The following is a 17,114-nucleotide window of genomic DNA, read 5'->3' as shown; positions in this document are numbered from 1 at the left end:
CAACCGCTGCTACATCACTGCCAGCGGTTGTCATGCTCCCTAAATCAGCCTCCCGGCACCTTAGCAACTTGCCTCTCGAACTTTCAAAAAACGCCATACATTACCGCTACCATGCAATTTTTTTGCATTTGCTGTGACGCTTCTCTAACATCCTACTGGGTATAGGTCAGTTTTAGGGATAGCGCGCTTGGTCAAATTAATAGCAGTACTCATCCGTTGGTTTAAGAAAAACGATGGCGTTTCTCAAGGTGTCACGGGTAATGACAATTCGTCGGTTCAAGTTGGCGGCAATGTCTATGGTGATATCATTCTGGGCGACCCGAAAGCGACAGCCGCAATTGACGCATTAACAAAACAACTAGAAAGCCAGCAATTAGAGCTGGATATGAAAAACCAGCTTGTGCAATCCCACACCGAAATTATTGCCAGCCTCGTGGCCGCTAAAAATAATCATACCTTAACGGAGCTTGAGGTAGATAACGGGCTGCAAGCCATTATTGACAGTGGCAATGTAGAACGTGCAGAAGCGCTACTGGATAAACAAATTAACCAGAGTGAACCGTCGATTTTATTAGCGGCTAAATGTCACTACCAAAAAGGCACGTTAGCGTATTTACATAACACCCATCGCGCTCTTACTCATACCCTGCGCGCCACACAGCTTAACCCCGACTACATGGAAGCTTGGAATCAACTGGGTTATCTTTATGTAAGAACGGGCCTGTTGGATAAGGCCATAGAGGCTTATACTCACTTAAAAGACCTTGCTCAAGGTAATAACGATAACCTCTGGATTGCTATATCAATGGGCAATATGGGCATTGTATATCTGACACGCGGTGAGCTGGATACCGCCCTTAAGATGTTTCAGCAAAGCCTGTCACTGAGTGAAGCACTGGGCCGAAAAGAAGGCATGGCCAACCAATACGGTAATATGGGCCTTGTGTATCAAGTACGCGGTGAGCTTGATACCGCCCTTGAGATGTTTCAGCACAGCCTGTCACTCAATGAAGCGCTTGGTAGCAAAGAAGGCATGGCAGCTAGTTACGGCAATATGGGCAATGTGTACCGAGTACGCGGTGAACTGGATGCGGCCCTTGAGATGTTCCAAAAAAGCTTAGCACTGAGTGAAGCGCTGGGGCGCAAGGAAGGCATGGCCAGCCAATACGGTAATATGGGCCTCGTCTATGGAGCAAGCGGTGAGCTGGATACTGCCCTTGAGATGTTTCAGCACAGCCTGTCACTCAATGAAGCGCTGGGCCGCAAAGAAGGCATGGCCAAACAATATGGCAATATGGGCCTTGTCTACCAAATACGTGGCGAGTTAGATACCGCCCTTAAGATGCACCAAAAAAGTCTAACTATCGAAATAGAGCTGGGGCGCAAAGAAGGCATGGCAGCTAGTTACGGCAATATGGGTCTTGTCTACAGAGCACGCGGTGAGCTGGATAGCGCCCTTGAGATGTTCCAGCACAGCCTGTCACTCAATGAAGCGCTGGGGCGCAAAGAAGGCATGGCCAACCAATACGGCAATATAGGCAGTATCTACCGTAAGGGCGGTGAGCTGGATAGGGCTAAAATGATGTGGTTAAAGAGTTTAGCGCTATTCACAGAAATAGGAGCCACAGCAAAAATCGAACAGATTAAAGCGCAGTTAAATTCATTGGCTGAACCAATACCAGAGGATGATTAACATATGAGTTGGTTTTACAATCACAGCATTGAGGTGCAAGTTGCACTGATTACATTACTTATTGCAGGCATCGGGGTTTTATTTACCGTATTACAGTATTTTAAGCGCTCTCAAAACAAAGCAAAGGCCACACAGTCGGTTGCAGGCGATAACAACAAATCTGTGCAGGTTGCTGGCGATAGCCAAGGTGATATTAATATTAAATAAGCCAGAGCACTGGTAACAGCTATGTCGAGTAGCTTGAGCGCATCCGTCCAATATATTTTTATATCTGGTGGCTAAGCTAATACACATCGGGCGGCGTGGTTTGCCACACCGTCCCTCAGACGCTCACCTAGCGTGCGTGTAACGCGGGTTGAGAAAACGACACCCCTTGCCAACCAAACTTTATAAAGTTTCTAATATTGCCATGATCGCTGCCCTGTGGATTTTGCAGCACGTCCTCTCGATAGTACCGTCCAAAACAGTTTAATGTTGCTCTCTCATCAAGTCGATGTAACTTCGCAAAAGCCAATATCTTACATGAGCCAAGGTTGGTCCCTGATTCATTGTGTTGCTCGCCATTGCTAAAGGCCACAGGAGTAAATTGGTAATAGCGGTCAATCAATGCAATAGTTTGTTCAAATTCAATGCCCTGCGCATCCTCGCTCAACTTTTTGATAAAGGCATTTATGTCTAACGAGCTTGGTGTATGTGTCATACATTCTCCTTGGTGAAAAACCAACTCTACCATTTACACACCGCCATTATCATTATTTAGTTTAAAATACCGTATTTAACATCGTAAATTTCAACTTAAGCCAATGTTACGTAAGGATTTGTGCTAAACTGAATAAGAATACATTTAAGGAGATAATGATATAGCGTGAGCAGAGCCCAATTAAGCCAAGATGAAAATCTATCCTTTAAAATCCACTATCAACTCCTACCCAAAGAGACCTGTCAACTCGACCTATATTTTTCAATCCCAACAGATATGGGGATCAACGAAAGTACGCTCAGTGAGGTAGACTTTTTTAATGCCAATATAGAAAGCCACAGTGCTTACTATTCAGAACAACTGCATTTACCACTGGTTCATAGTCGTTTCATCAGTCAAAATAAGGGTCAAAAAACCGGTTATCGTCTCAATCTCAACCTGTTTTGTTACCAAATTAAAATTGCCCTTGATTCCGATGTGAAAGCTGCGCTGCAACTTAAAGAACCTGAAGAGTTCTTCCCAGCAGCAGCGATGTTAGTTGAGCAAACGGATCGTCTGCTGAAAAAGTTAAGGCGCTACACGCCTCCCGATAATAAGCTGAAGTCTTATTTTCAAAATGCCGATAACTACCTCAGTTGGCATACCGAACAAGCCTTTTTGAAGCTGCTTGCAAATGGCCCCAAGTCCAGCGAATTTAGCGAAGAGCGTGCTGTTCTTATCGAATTTTGTCAGTTAGAGAATCAATATCGGACAGACCAAACATACAATTCGCAAGTGACCTTGGATGATCCGAATCGGATCACCAATAAAATGAAGCTACTTGCTCGACTTATCGAGTACGGTGTGGTGTTTAATAAACAGACTATTGATTTAACGCTCAATTTACGACGATTGGTGAAAGGTCTAGTAACTGGCGTGATCATGGCGTTTGTGATGTTTATCGTGCTCAATGCCCGTTCTAACTTCCAAGAAGTGACCGTCGCACTCATCGCCCTTCTTGGTGCTATCTATGGACTCAGAGAAACCTTTAAAGAAGACCTCACTCAATGGGCATGGCGGATAATTCAAAGGGGTCGGCCAAAGTGGCGTAATCGATTTAAAAGCTCGGTAAGTGATGACATTGTTTGTACACAAACCATCTGGCTTGAGCATATTCGCAAAAAAGATTTACCCCAAGAGGTGGTGAAAATCCTCAAACAAAGAAGACAGCAAAATAAACAAGCCGCCAACTTGATGCATTTTTGCTGTAAGAACCAAGTTAATATCAGTGAGTTCTTACCTGGATACGATGAAGTTCAGCAACGTATCACCTTCAACATGGCCTCATTTGTTCGCTACCTGAAAAAAGGGGCTGGGAAACTGTATAGTTTAGAGGGTCAAAAGGTATCTAAAAAATCCGTAGAACGCCGTTATCAAATTAACCTTGTACTGCGCTTCACCTCAAAGCAAGGCATGCAACTTGAACGCTATAAGCTGACCATGAATCGCTCGGAAATCGTCGCCATTGAGCTTATGGAAGAAGGCGTTGAGGATGATTAATAAAGCGTAATCAGCGGGCATCGCGTCACTGGGTGGACGCAACAGCGAGTGGTAGATTGGAAAAGCCACAGGCGCCTTCCAACAAAGCCTTACAAGTATCTCCTAAGCCTCGATTAATAACGCAAAAAAATACCGAACAATATCATGTTCGGTATTTTCTGGGCTTGTTGATTAAATGTCTAGGCTACCCGCCTGCGTAGTACTAGCAACGGTGCCATCAGAAGTAGCCAGAACACACTACCGCCACCGCTGCCATCAGAGAGCGGCTTAGTCACTGTTACCGCTACTATGCCTTGGGCTTGTTCGCCATAAGCATCGGCAATCACATAGCGGATAGTGTCCATGCCTACATACCCTGATTTTGGTGTGTATCTGAGTAAACCATTACTCATTACAGACACACTGCCTACTTCCGCGCTCGCTGATAGCAGTGTGATCTCATCCATTTCAGGGTCGGTATCATTACCGAGTACATCAATGAAAATGGTAGAGATGTTATCTCCAGAAGCGGTATTGGAGTTTGCCACTGGCGGTTGGTTTTCAGCGACTGAAATAAATACCTGAGCCTCTGCGACGCCTCCTTTACCATCACTGATACGATATGTCAGTGTATCCTCTCCAGCAAAGCCGCTTTGAGGCACATAACCGATGGTTTTACCGTCGTTAATAAATGTACGGCCGTTTTGTGCACTCGCTGAAGTTACTGTTAATTCATCACCGTTTGGATCTGAATCGTTTGCCAACACATCAATCACCACCAAACTGCGATTTGCCGTTTGTGCAATATCATCAACTGCAACTGGCGCCATATTGCCAGCGACGGTGATTGTGGCACGACTAAAGCCTGTTCCACCTTGTCCATCACTGATGCTATAACTAATCACGTCGACACCCGCAAAATTGGTGACCGAGGTGTATCGAATGCGCTGCTCAGGGGTGATTTCCACACTACCAAACTGCGCGCTGACATGCACGATACTCAATGTATCACCATCATCATCGGTGTCATTGGCAAGCACATCAAACTCTGCGCTACTGTTCCATGGCATCGTGAAAGTATCTTCATTAGCAATCGGAACCTGATTGCCTGATGAATAAACACCAACACCACTTGGGTCGACTATTGTGCCGTTTACCTGTGCGTCCGCATCATTAGGACCACCATCTTCAACTTCCAGTTGAATGCACCAGTGGCCTTCTGTCATGCCCAACTGCCACTGCTCTGCGCCCGGAGGAGGACAATAACCAGGTTCGCCCGCGCTGCTATACACTCGGTTGTTAGCATCTTCAATGAAGTCTCGCCACCCTTGCTCTGGTGTAAACTTGCGATACACAGCATTGGCTGGGATTGGGAGCCTTTGCGGTAATACTAACCGATAGGTTTGTCCGGGTTCAGGCAGGCCATAGGCAATATAATCAAATATCCCACCAATATTAGACACCCCGTCATCTTCACCAATAACAGCTTGTTGATTACCTGACTGAAGTTGTAGACCACCACGATTATTAAGCGCCGCTACCGAGCCTTTTCGTAAACAAACACCGGGATCGCCTTCGGCAAGGAAACCAACCTGATTGCTCACTTGCTCGGGCACTACGTTACATTCATTGATCGCATCCAAATAATCCGCAATTCCATCACCATCCTCATCGGCATAACCTTCGAGACTATCGGGGATCAAGTCACCATCTTCATCATCATTGCCAAGTGTCACAAGTTCGGTCACCACATCAATATAGACCGTTTCTTTTGCACTTAGCGATGGCGTACCGTCATCTGACACCGACACAACCACCGAGTAAACCCCAGGTTCAACATTTGATGGGTCAAATACATATGTTGTATCGCTGGTACTTTGCGCGGCCAAAGACGAACTCCAACTGCTGCTCAGCACATCTCCTTGATTGGCGTCTTTAGCATTTACAGTCACGGTAACTGGCCCTTCAACTTGACTCACTGTGAGTCTATTTTGTTCATTCTGCATCACGCTCAACTCAACCGTCGGCGCTATGTTTCCTTCCAGAATACGAATCGTTGTCGTACGTTTATTACCAAAGTTACCGGCACCGCTGAGCGAGACCTCTATGGTTTCAGGTTCCTCAACGACATCATCATTGAACACAGAGAATTTGATAGCTGCGATGGTGCCACTGGTGAAAGTCACCGTGCCTGCTTGGGCATTGTGATCCTGTGCATCCGCCGTTCCAGCAATACTGTATGCAACGGTCAGTGGATAACTCGGGGCTGTACCGTTAAGAATCGCATACACAGTCACTTCGTTGCCTTCTGTAACCACTTGGTTTTTACTCAAAGAGATAATTGGGTGAATAACGACTGTTTGTTTTGCCCTTGTTTGTAGACCATTACTATCCGTTGCTTGCCAATAAACATTATTAACCCCAGCAGGGAATATTGGCGTCTGGTCAACCAAGGATACAGGCACTGGATTACCCAAACTATCTACCGCAGACGCAACCCCTAAGTCTACTTTGGTATATAAACCAACCGCATTGGTTTGTATATCATCAGGTAATGTCAATATCGGTTTGTCGTCATCTGATGGTCCAGTGATCCGTAAATCAACATTGGCTGTGTCTGTGCCTTTATTACCATCAGAAATGACGTAGCTAAGCTGTACTTCTCCACTAAAGCCACTGAATGCTTGATAACTTAATGTGCCATCAACAATGCTCACACTACCAATGCTGGCTTTAGCGCCTACAATACTTAGGCTATCACCATCTACATCCGTATCGTTGTTAAGTACCGGTAAGCTGTAAAGATCACTATCATTAAGTGCTTCGGTGATTGCATCATCAACGGCAACAGGCGCATCATTCACAGGCTCGACAGTGATACTAACTACAGCAGGTTCTGAGGTAAGCTCTCCATCATTGGCCGTATAGCTAAAGCTATCTTGCCCATTGAAGTCAGCGTTTGGTTGATAAGTCCACCCATTGTTTGAAGCACTTAGCGTTCCATTTTCGGGCGCATTGGCTATCGCAAAGCTCAATGTGTCCTGCTGCTCATCCTCTCCTTTGGCAATAATGGTCAGCGTTGAATCTTCATCCACACTCAGATTTTGCGGTGTCGCTACCGGTGCGGTGTTTTTCTGCACAACCGTTAGATCAAATGTCAAACTAGCAGACAAACTACCATCACTTACCGTGATCACAATATTCGTGGTACTCCCCACGTCACTTTGCGTGGGCGTCCCTGACAATCCGCCTGTGCTGGAGTCAAACGTCAGCCAACTCGCTAAGCCGCTCACACTAAACGTCAGCGAGTCACCGTCAACATCACTGGCTTGAGGGATGAAGCTATATAAGCTGTCTTGTACCGCGCTTGTACCCGGTGTTCCCGAGATGGTGGGGGCATCATTTACGTTAATCACCTGAATATTAAATGCTGGTAAACTGGCAGACAGCGCGCCATCGAATACCGAAATAATAATCCCCGAGGTGGTACCAACGTCATCATTTTGAGGGGTGCCACTGAGTGCGCCCGTGCTGGTATCAAAGCTCGCCCAACTAGGTTGATTAACAATACTAAAGCTCAGTGTATCTCCATCAGCATCACTTGCTTGAGGCGTGAAACTATAGCTAACTCCTTGTTCTATTGAAGTTGTGGGGGTTCCTGTGATGGTCGGTGCATCATTCACATTAGTCACATTGAGGTTAAAAGGCGCCAGACTAGATGATAAAACACCATCTGACACGCTAATCACTACGCCTACGGTGGTACCCACATCGCTATTAATCGGATTGCCCGTCAACGCACCGTTGGCGGTGTCAAATGATGCCCAACTCGGTTTGTTTGAGATGCTAAACGTCAAAGTATTCGAGTCCACATCCTGAGCGCTTGGTGTAAAGCTATATGACCCCCCTTGAACTACCGAGGTCGCAGGCGTGCCAGAAATAGTAGGCGCATCATTGACAGCACTCACATTAACTGTCACCGCAGCAGACACCGTACCAAATGAGCTATCGGTTAATTGCACTGTTACTGTACGCGCTGAGGTCGATGGCGCGTCAGAACTATTTTGATAACTGAGCGCACGTACCAGCGCTTGAGTGATCGCGTTGGTACTCGCCGTTAAGCTCACGGTTAGACTGTCACTGCCAGTAACAACACCATCGTTAGCCGTGCCGCTGCTATCAGTTAGAGTACCTATCACGGTATTCTGATAGCTTAATTGACCGCCACTAATACTAAAGTCCCCAGCCGTGCTGATGCTCAAACTATCTTCTGATAGGCCGCTAGCAGTAATTGACGCCACAAGCTGTGCACCATTTCCTTGCCAACTTGTGTCTCCGTCTGAATCATTCGCCACAGCCTGAGCATCCAATGCAGTAGCCGCCGAATTTTCTGAATAATCAAGCAGCTGTGCCATGGTTAATGTAGGTAATGCATTTTCCACCAATGTGATGGTAACGCTCTGAGTGCCTGACTCTGTGGCATTACCGCTAGTGATGGAGTCGATATCAACAATAACCGTTTCATTGTTGTCTACTGTTGGTGCATCATCTACACCTGTCACAGAGAAAGTTTGAGATGAGTTTGCGGCACTGATGGTTACACTGGTGCCTGATATTCCTCCCGACAACGAATAATCAGTACCAGCACCGGTTGCTGTGCCACTAAAACTTAATTGCACCACCACATCAGCTGGAGCACTAAATACTGTACCAGCCGCATCAACCAACGACAGTGACACCACCGCTACACCAGCGTCTTCAACTATGCTGGTGTTGTCAACGGTCATGGTAACATTGGCCGCTACCGTAAATGTGTAACTAGTATTGTCATTGATCCCAGCAAATTCATTGCCATTTGTATCGGTGATTGCAGAAGGTGCAATCTGTATTGCATAACTCGTACCCGCTGAAAGGTTTGAGCCTGGGTGAACACTGAGCGAGTCAGCGCTGATAGACACAGAGCCTCCATTATCGCCTTGCGCTGTTGTCACCTCAAAGTTTTCTACCACGGTTGCTGATGCCGTACTAATCAACATAATACTACCGCTACCAAAAGCGATATTCTCTGAGAACTTAAGCGAAATAGTGCCACTGGCCGCATGCCCATAACTTGCGTTTACTGGGGACGAATTCGCCCCATCAAAAGTCGGTGCAACGCCATCGATGACAATGGCTTTGTTGGCAGATAACGAATTAGCAGTACCAGGTGTAGCCAGCGTTAAACTCGCAGTGTTGCCCGCAGTATCACTGATTGTTCCACCATTTAGCGCCAAAGCGCTGGTAGATACATAGGCTAAATCACTACTGGAATCGCCGCTTTGCACCGTATACGCAAAGCTCAGTGTCGTTCCTCCAGAACCACTGCTATAGCTGGCTGTCCTATCTGTCGTACCTGTTTCTAGCGTTAATATGGGCGTACCTGTTACGCTCACTGCCTCACTGAACTCAATCGTAACAGTGATGACATCTCCTACACCATATGAACCGTTTGCTGTACTTGAAGACACACTACTGACACTCGGTGCCACACCATCAATAACTAACGCCTTATTTGCTGACAGTGAGCCAGCTGCGCCGAGTGAAGGTAGCGTCAATGATGCAACATTGCCTGATGCATCGCTGATGGAGCCACCCGCAAGCGCTAAAGCAGATGTGGAGAAGTAGTCTAAATCACCACTGGTGTCGCCAGATTGCACCGTATAACTAAAACTCAATGTTGTGCTGCCAGAACCACTACTATATGAAGCTACCGTGTCATTGCTTCCGGTTTCCAACGTGAGCTCTGGCGTGCCAGTTACTGTCACGGTGTCATCAAAAGTAACCGTAATCGTGAGCACGTCCCCAGCTATGTAAGTGCCGTCTGTTGTCGTTGAAGATACACTACTGACCGCGGGCGCAACGCCATCAATCACCAGTGCTTTATTGGCGGAAAGTGAATCTGTAGCCCCTGGCGTTGGCAGCGTCAAGGTCGCGGAATTTGTTGCCGAATCAGTAATTGTTCCACCCGCTAAAGCCAGCGCTGATGTAGAGCCATAGGCCAAGTCACTGCTTTCATCACCAGATTGTACCGTGTATGCGAAAGTTAGTGTGGATGTACCGCTGCCAGAGCTATAAGTTGCAGTCCTATCGTTCGTTCCCGTTTCCAACGTTAAAGTGGGCGTTCCAGTCACAGTGACGGACTCGGTAAATGTAACGGTAATTGATATTGAATCACCCGTTTTGTATGTACCGTCCGCGTCACTAGACGTCACACTACTCACCGTTGGTGCATCGGTGTCTACCGTGTGCGCTTCACCATTAAAACTCGCTACATAACCGTTTGTGTTATTACCATTACCAAGTCCATCAACAATATTGGTATTCGCGTTGAGATCTAACCGCAAGCTACCCGTACCGGTGATGCTACTTACAGTAATATCCATCGAAGAACCAGAAGATGACGATACGCTTGAGACTGTGCCACTGGCATTACCTGATACCGTAGTTACAGTAAAATCATCGGTAGACACATTAGCAACCGACTCATCGAATGTAATGGTGTAAGTGAGTGAGGAGTCCGATGCACTGGGCGTACCCGATAGGTCCAAAGCGCTGACAGAAGGTGGCGTTGTATCTGACACCGCGGCTTCAAAGTCAATGGTGTCAATCTGAACAAAGGTCACAAAAGTACTTTTACCCGATGTCGTAAAGCGCACCTCATCAATGTTTTGCCACTCACTGTCAAAAGTCAAAACGCCATCATTATAACTGTTATTCTTGGTGTAAGTTACGGAGTTCGCACTATCAGATACCTGAAAATCTATAGTATCGGATACCACGCTGGCACTGTCTCGATAACCTGTGATGGTAACCACATAGTTAATACTATTGCTTACGGCATTACCCTCGTTGCTGATACCACCTTCTTCCATAGATACCAGTTTAAACTCATCACCACTAGAAGTTGCAAAGCGAAAGTCCACATCACCCGTCGGCGCATCCAAGGTGCCGCCATCAGACATATGATAAAGCAAGATATTGTCGGTATTTTGACCATCGGCAGTACCAAAATTGTCATTGCCGGTCACTGAATCATTATAGCGAGCCATTTTACCTGTCGCGGGGAGAGCATGAGAGTAAGTTACGCCATCAAAAGTGACGGGGTTACTCAGCAGCGCAGGACCACCATTTTGAAAGGTCACGTCATTTGGCGCGGCTAATACTCCCTGAAAACCTTCGATATTTTGCGCGAGCTGCCAGCCATTTGAAGCCCCATCAGATGAGTACTCCAAACGCCAGTCGCCGCCATTTTCAGGGTTACCTGTTTTATTGGTCGATGCATAAACAGTACGATTCAGTCGTTTACTCAATAAATCAACAAACTGCTTACCGTCGCCATCAGCCAAGTCACAACCATATAGGAACAACTTACCTGTTGCCGTAAGGTTTGCATCAAGGATCTCAGCTAATTGACTGAATTCATTAGTATTTGCATAGACTCGCTGTTCGTTGATCAGCAACCAACCGGAGCCACCGTGAGAGAACAAATGAATTGCACCATACTGATGACGACGCTCACCGGTTAAGAATGCGTCTACAGGCATAATGCTTGAACTTAACGAAAGCGCCGCTAGTACACGTTTATTTTCTACTTGTGAATCAATAACCACTAACTGGTTATCATGTTGTGTATCTGGCTGCTGCGCAAATATATGTAGGCAAAAAAACAACATTAACGACCAAGCAAAAAACGTTGGCGCCCGTTTAACACAATTCATATAACACCCCATGTCGACACGAAGTTTAAGCTTCTTTTTGAACGAAAGTTGTATGCGCGATTAAATACCAAAATATTCAACCCTTATGGTTAAATCCATTTTGCTTTCTGCGGTTGCATCAAACCATACTGTAGTGCTTTCTCAGTTTCCTTTGAGGACGGGTATGCAACTTTGCTCTGGTGGCACTCCAACTGAGCTAGAAACCATTTTAATGTTCTATTTGTCAGTAATTCAGGGGGTATTCAGCACAAAGAGTCACTACTGTGACTTTAGTACACATTTGTTGATTATCAATGTTATCGACAGCGCCTAACATCCTAAATAGACACACACTTCAGCGCTTATTGAGAAAAATACGGTCATGTTAGATACACGGCGCAGGACAGCAAAAGGCTTAAGTATCGGCATACAACTAGGGAGGCTGTTTGGCTTTATTCATTGACTCTTCGCGTTGCGCCAGATAAACAATCAGAGCGTCGCTATACCATGTGCGCCAAGTTGTCATAACTGAGATATGTTGATTACTAATTTGATAGTTACTAGCGCTTTTTGCCAGCGCTATGTAAATTTCTGAAGAAAAACTTGAGTGATACACCATTCGCATCCGTTTTCAAACCAAGTTTTAAATTAAGGTTGAAGTTGGCAATGTCCCCTGAGCACCTAGGCTTTAATGGCTGGCTACAGGATCAATCACCACCACCACCGCCATCATCTCCTCCACCGCTTGGGCTACTTGGCCCATGATCACAATCACCTGAATGTGCCTCAAAGCCAAAAAAGAAATAGCCTCTTGCTAATTTCGAACAGAGCATCGCCATTACAAATAAAGGGAGCCCCAACGAGTACTGTTCGCTCAATAAAAAATATATCGCTCCAGCAAATAGCGTCAAAATTAATAGGTTTTTGAACTCTCGTATTCTCTCTTTATTGTTTTACACATCGACATAGCGCCACTATACATAACCATAATACGCAGAATAAAATTGACACTAAGCTAAGCGAGTTACTGAAACGGCCTAGCTTAAATATCTGGTTATTGATGTTTATAGCAAAGTGAAACCTTTTGGAGCCATTGGCTTGTTGAACTTATACAAATTCACATGAATAACAACTGGTTCAGGTATGCCTTCATAAGATAACTGGTACTTGTCTAATAAACCGCCGCCAAAGGGCATGGATGAGTCTTCAAATGGACAACAGCTTCCAATACGCTGCACTGTCACTTGTTCACCATTTGGCCCCATCAAGCTTTCAAAATACTCCACATGCGAGCCATGATATTTACTACCAATTAAGAAACCACCCAGTTCTATAGGCTTGCTAGCGCTGTAACCATATTCTGGGTCGCTTGAAGTCATTTCTGCTGACATTGCCACCACAGAAGGTTTGTGAGTTGAGTTACATGCAGCCAGAAATAAAATAAAAGTACACAAGTACAGCTTTTTTAACATTACTTTCCCTAACATTGACGATAAAACCAAAACAAGAATAATTGGAGTTACAATATTAATCCAACAAAATGAGCCCGTTATTTATCTCAAATTTGACAAATATTCAGCAGATGTGCATCAAGAAACATGGTTGATAATAATACTTAACAAACATAGTTCTTATAGCCTGACGACTTTGGTTCCAGCACAAAGATCAGCCAACGACCTATTGTTTTTAATAAAAAGTAAGCTTAGGTTTTGAATAAAAAAATAAGCGATAAATAAACAGGTTATTGTTGCTCCATTTGGAGTATTTATAAAGGTTGAACCAAATGCTGCTGCACCACTTGGAGCAAGTTGATACCACCAAGGTATATAACGCATGGACAATAAATCTTTAATAATTAAATGATTTAATTCCAACATCCCTTCATTTGATCTCACCACTTTTATTCTCGCTATAAATTTACCTAAGGTAAATCCAAACACCTTGTGGCAGGCAACAAAATAAACAAAGAATACCAATAAAACAATAACGTTCGCGTTATATCCAATATGTATAATCCCGCTATCTAACTTTTCAGCAAATCTAAACTCTACACCTATTAGCTTTAAGGCGATGAACAATATTATGAAGTCGAGTGCATAAGCTGCAAACCTCCTCCATGGGCTGGCTGGTTTTGTTTCTGCATTTGAGGTTTCGTTTTTAATTTCTGCCGCTTCCAATGGTATATCTCCTTAGCATCGCTACGCCCTTTAATTAGGCTTTAATCGGCTGGATATAATATTGAACAAAGCGAATAGGTCAATAAAATTCTTCTATTATTTATTCCCTTACTAAATTAAATAAGTAAGAATAGGCGACCCGTACAGAGCATTCATTGCGCCGTAACGGTGACTCGTCGAACATGCTTGTGCTCTAAGCCAATGGGAAGACTTCTATGATGCGATTACTCACGGTAACTTTACCTTTCTTGGTTAGCACCAGTTAAGAAGCTTTATAATAGTTGATAAAGAAAACGCACAGTATTGTTAAGCGTTGACCAACAAACCATAAAAAGCTCCTCGAATGGCGCTCTAGGCTTTTCTAGCAATTAATTGCTGGGCGTAAATTCCATTTGCCAATTAACTTCCCAAGTTTTCCCTTCATCCGCAGAAAATGCCTGCTCCCATGTGGGTTTATTTGGGTTTGTGGCATTCCACACAAACCTGATTTTAATAGCTTTGCCATTATACACTTCGTCCGCATAAAACCGCCCAACGCCATCAACGAATTTTCCCACAACTGGGGTATCTAAACTATTTGGATCACGACCATCTAACCACCAAATTGACCACTCTCCTGTTTTGGCGTTATAAGATCGTATGGCTTTTGCTCTTATAGATGCGTCTGGAAAATGCAGGTGATTATCCTCTATATTCCCGAACCCTCCGAGCGTCTTAACGGTGGACGACTGACCGTCAAATTCAACCCACTGCTCACCGCCATTTAAAATATCCTTTAGTCGTCGATGCTTAACATTCCACTGACCAATGATAAAATCAAAATCTTTTGGAGCGCTGGGATCTAAATCCATTAACATTGTTCTACCTTGTATCTTGTTTTAATTTTGCAATACCATAGCACAACAACTGTTTATTTATACAGTTATTAATAACGAAATTCGACAACGTAACAGTCAAATGCAAAGACAGGCCACTGAAGAACACGCTACTCTATGGTGACAGACTGTCAAGACGAATGAGCAAACGCTCAATTTAATGATCGGCCATCATCGCCGCATAGAGGCTACGACACGATACCGTAATCATTATGACTTTGCGGTTTTTTCCAAGATAGCTAATAATGTGAGTCAAACAGAGGGCTCAAAACCTTATCGCGCGATGTAACGAACTTTGCCCGACAGAACCTTTAACTAGATAGCAAGTGCGATACCTGAAACATTATTTCTTGAAAGGCTTATAACTCAATATAGGTAAAACAGACCTAGAGCTAAGATTAGAATAAGTAATACAATCCATTGTTTTTTTGATTCTTCTAAATTTTCACCGCACGCAGGACACGATATTACTGCCACAGGGTGGCCATCAATACTTGTGGTCTTTATTCTTGGCGAAGTAATTTTTGATTTACACTTTTTGCACTTCATAAATATTCATTCTAATTGGAGTTGAACTAAATGTTCGTAATCGTTGTTCGCTAATTTTTCCATAAAAATAGCGGCGCGCTCAAGGGAAGCATCATGATGAACTTCTGTAGAGCACTATACGTGCTAACAAAAGTTTATTGCCATGTTATCAACATGCTGTCGCAAAAGACTTAAAACTTGCCCCATCACAGCACTTCCAATTAATGATGATTGGCTGAGCTCGAAGAATAAATTCGAGTTCTGTGAACATAGCCACATTCCTGACAATGGTAGGTGATAGGTACCTTCTTGTAGCCACAGAGTATGGCCTTCTCTTTACGGCTAGCTCGGTATTTGGAGCGCCCACCACATTTAGGACACAGCGCGGTGATCAGATTGCGAAATACATAGTCTTTAACAAGAAGCGCTAACGCGGCTGGCACCATCCCGAAAACAATAAATACCACCTCTTTGACCTGCAAAATGTCAGGTAGTAAAGCCTCCGAGGCTTCATGAACAAACATGCCCAACATAAAACCACCAAGCAAAGCGGTGATCTGTGCTAGAAATAACAAGATTAGATGCAGTGTAATTGGCATGATATGTTCCTTGTGTTCGTTGTTCATGAACCATTCTCATACGTTACTTACAACTGATATGTATGAAAATATTCCCAAAAAATCTGTCGCTAAGAAAAAACAGTCAACTGCCTACCCTGTTCAAAGCTTGTTAAACGAAGTTGTTATTTCACAACTACACAGCGCAGTATCCATCGCGATTTTTTCATTAAACCCAGCGCATTCAAAATGATTATTCAACAAACTTACACATGCCTAGACCAAGTGGCTCTCCAGTTCGACTACTGTAACCGAATTTTGAGTAGAATTTTTCTTTGCCATAAGCAGCCAGCAAGGCGATGGTTGCGCCTGATTTTGCACTTCCCGCTAAAAATAGCTCAATTTCATGCATGACCAAGGTGCCCAGTCCTTGGTTTTGATGGTCTGGGTCAATAACAATGTCTTGAACATAAAAATACATCGCACCATCGCCAACAATACGACCATAACCTACCAATCGTGATGCGATATACACACAAATATGAAAAAGTGAATTATCTAAGCTTACTTGAACAGTGTCAGGCTCTGGGTTTGTCCAGCCGACCTTGCTACGTAGAAGAATGAACTGTTCAGCATTTGGTGCCTGATTTGTAAGGCTCAACGCCATGATACCTCCAAATTTCTCTAACGCCGCAGGTGGTGACACACAATAACAGGATCTCCTTTAGCACAAAGGAGTTAAAGTTAGTTAACATCGCACGCTGCCACAATTAGCGTGCTATACCCTGCTCTCAATAGTGAGGTATTTATTCTTACCTAACGAAATATAATAAAAAGTTAAAAACAACACTTTGACTATATTTCCAGCAAAGGTATTTTTAATCGTGATTTTTTTGGATTTTAACTCAGATAATTTCACAGGCTCGCTAGAACACCAATCAATTTTAGCCTGAATAGCTTTTGTGTCGTCTGGTAATGACACTACTTGAGTAACGCCTCGTTTGATTACAGCAACCTCTTGACCATCGGCAAACAATTTATAGTCTCTTGCCATATCTTGATATTGTTTAGGTCGGAAAACTTCAATATCCATATTTTCCCTCATTATTGTTATATTTTTAACTGAGCCATATTAAAAAAACTATTTTAATTCGTAAAGATCATTCCTTGCAAAGAACGTTGATTTATCGAAATATTCAAGCTCCGCATAGTGTTTTAAAACAAAGAGCAGTCACATGGTGAATCACAACTTTTCTTCAGCGCACAGCTTTTAATATCACAAGCCTGAAGGTCACGGATTTCACTAAAACTCCTTTTAAAGGATAAGATG

The 17,114-nt window shown here is 44.1% G+C and carries 13 protein-coding genes; 4 read left to right on the top strand and 9 right to left on the bottom strand.

The window, feature by feature from the left end; all coding sequences use genetic code 11:
* The first annotated feature begins 187 nt into the window (after positions 1-187).
* Both C2M32_RS07620 and C2M32_RS07615 read left to right on the top strand, forming a co-directional pair.
* Positions 188-1,693 (top strand): tetratricopeptide repeat protein, encoded by a 1,506-nt coding sequence (locus tag C2M32_RS07620; RefSeq protein ID WP_105167854.1) that lies wholly within the window; start codon positions 188-190, stop codon positions 1,691-1,693.
* A 3-nt stretch (positions 1,694-1,696) separates the two neighbouring features.
* Positions 1,697-1,900 carry a hypothetical protein gene (locus tag C2M32_RS07615; RefSeq protein ID WP_105167853.1) on the top strand — a complete coding sequence of 68 codons (204 nt, stop codon included), beginning with the start codon at positions 1,697-1,699 and terminating at the stop codon, positions 1,898-1,900.
* Positions 1,901-2,027: 127 nt separating this feature from the next.
* Here C2M32_RS07615 and C2M32_RS07610 read toward each other — a convergent pair whose 3' ends face one another.
* Positions 2,028-2,393, bottom strand: coding sequence for a HopJ type III effector protein (locus C2M32_RS07610; RefSeq protein ID WP_105167852.1), 366 nt, complete (start codon positions 2,391-2,393; stop codon positions 2,028-2,030).
* Between the two features lie 165 nt (positions 2,394-2,558).
* On the opposite strand from C2M32_RS07610, the gene C2M32_RS07605 reads away from it, so the two are divergent.
* Entirely contained in the window at positions 2,559-3,932 is a 1,374-nt protein-coding gene (locus C2M32_RS07605; protein WP_105167851.1) for a hypothetical protein, read from the top strand.
* Positions 3,933-4,111: 179 nt separating this feature from the next.
* On the opposite strand, the gene C2M32_RS07600 is transcribed toward C2M32_RS07605, so the two are convergent.
* A complete protein-coding gene (locus C2M32_RS07600) occupies positions 4,112-11,668 on the bottom strand; it encodes an Ig-like domain-containing protein (protein ID WP_158678166.1) in 7,557 nt (2,518 codons plus the stop codon).
* 163 nt (positions 11,669-11,831) lie between these two features.
* Between C2M32_RS07600 and C2M32_RS20480 the strand changes: the two genes are divergently transcribed.
* Positions 11,832-11,981 (top strand): hypothetical protein, encoded by a 150-nt coding sequence (locus C2M32_RS20480; protein ID WP_158678165.1) that lies wholly within the window; start codon positions 11,832-11,834, stop codon positions 11,979-11,981.
* A 373-nt stretch (positions 11,982-12,354) separates the two neighbouring features.
* Here C2M32_RS20480 and C2M32_RS07590 read toward each other — a convergent pair whose 3' ends face one another.
* The 7 genes from C2M32_RS07590 to C2M32_RS07550 form a co-directional block, all read right to left on the bottom strand.
* Positions 12,355-12,525, bottom strand: a complete 171-nt coding sequence (locus tag C2M32_RS07590) for a hypothetical protein (RefSeq protein ID WP_158678164.1) — start codon at positions 12,523-12,525, stop codon at positions 12,355-12,357.
* Positions 12,526-12,711: 186 nt separating this feature from the next.
* Positions 12,712-13,119 (bottom strand): hypothetical protein, encoded by a 408-nt coding sequence (locus C2M32_RS07585; RefSeq protein WP_105167847.1) that lies wholly within the window; start codon positions 13,117-13,119, stop codon positions 12,712-12,714.
* 159 nt (positions 13,120-13,278) lie between these two features.
* Entirely contained in the window at positions 13,279-13,824 is a 546-nt protein-coding gene (locus C2M32_RS07580) for an RDD family protein (RefSeq protein WP_158678163.1), read from the bottom strand.
* A 368-nt stretch (positions 13,825-14,192) separates the two neighbouring features.
* A complete protein-coding gene (locus C2M32_RS07575; protein WP_234401254.1) occupies positions 14,193-14,675 on the bottom strand; it encodes a DUF1579 domain-containing protein in 483 nt (160 codons plus the stop codon).
* A gap of 773 nt (positions 14,676-15,448) precedes the next feature.
* Positions 15,449-15,826: a hypothetical protein gene (locus C2M32_RS07565; RefSeq protein WP_158678162.1), complete on the bottom strand. Its 378-nt coding sequence runs from the start codon at positions 15,824-15,826 to the stop codon at positions 15,449-15,451.
* Positions 15,827-16,037: 211 nt separating this feature from the next.
* A complete protein-coding gene (locus C2M32_RS07555; protein ID WP_105168031.1) occupies positions 16,038-16,451 on the bottom strand; it encodes a GNAT family N-acetyltransferase in 414 nt (137 codons plus the stop codon).
* A gap of 111 nt (positions 16,452-16,562) precedes the next feature.
* A complete protein-coding gene (locus tag C2M32_RS07550; protein WP_105167841.1) occupies positions 16,563-16,877 on the bottom strand; it encodes a hypothetical protein in 315 nt (104 codons plus the stop codon).
* Between the last annotated feature and the right edge of the window lie 237 nt (positions 16,878-17,114).

Source organism: Pseudoalteromonas sp. T1lg23B (assembly GCF_002964665.1).
Taxonomy (GTDB): Bacteria; Pseudomonadota; Gammaproteobacteria; order Enterobacterales; family Alteromonadaceae; genus Pseudoalteromonas.
This window is presented reverse-complemented; position numbering and strand designations above follow the sequence as displayed.

Bases quoted from the DNA above. Each gene is read 5' to 3' on its own strand.
- C2M32_RS07575 (WP_234401254.1), bottom strand. From the start codon at position 14,675: ATGGATTTAGATCCCAGCGCTCCAAAAGATTTTGATTTTATCATTGGT.
- C2M32_RS20480 (WP_158678165.1), top strand. From the start codon at position 11,832: ATGCAACTTTGCTCTGGTGGCACTCCAACTGAGCTAGAAACCATTTTA.
- C2M32_RS07585 (WP_105167847.1), bottom strand. From the start codon at position 13,119: ATGTTAAAAAAGCTGTACTTGTGTACTTTTATTTTATTTCTGGCTGCA.
- C2M32_RS07555 (WP_105168031.1), bottom strand. From the start codon at position 16,451: ATGGCGTTGAGCCTTACAAATCAGGCACCAAATGCTGAACAGTTCATT.
- C2M32_RS07615 (WP_105167853.1), top strand. From the start codon at position 1,697: ATGAGTTGGTTTTACAATCACAGCATTGAGGTGCAAGTTGCACTGATT.
- C2M32_RS07550 (WP_105167841.1), bottom strand. From the start codon at position 16,877: ATGGATATTGAAGTTTTCCGACCTAAACAATATCAAGATATGGCAAGA.
- C2M32_RS07565 (WP_158678162.1), bottom strand. From the start codon at position 15,826: ATGCCAATTACACTGCATCTAATCTTGTTATTTCTAGCACAGATCACC.
- C2M32_RS07610 (WP_105167852.1), bottom strand. From the start codon at position 2,393: ATGACACATACACCAAGCTCGTTAGACATAAATGCCTTTATCAAAAAG.
- C2M32_RS07600 (WP_158678166.1), bottom strand. From the start codon at position 11,668: ATGAATTGTGTTAAACGGGCGCCAACGTTTTTTGCTTGGTCGTTAATG.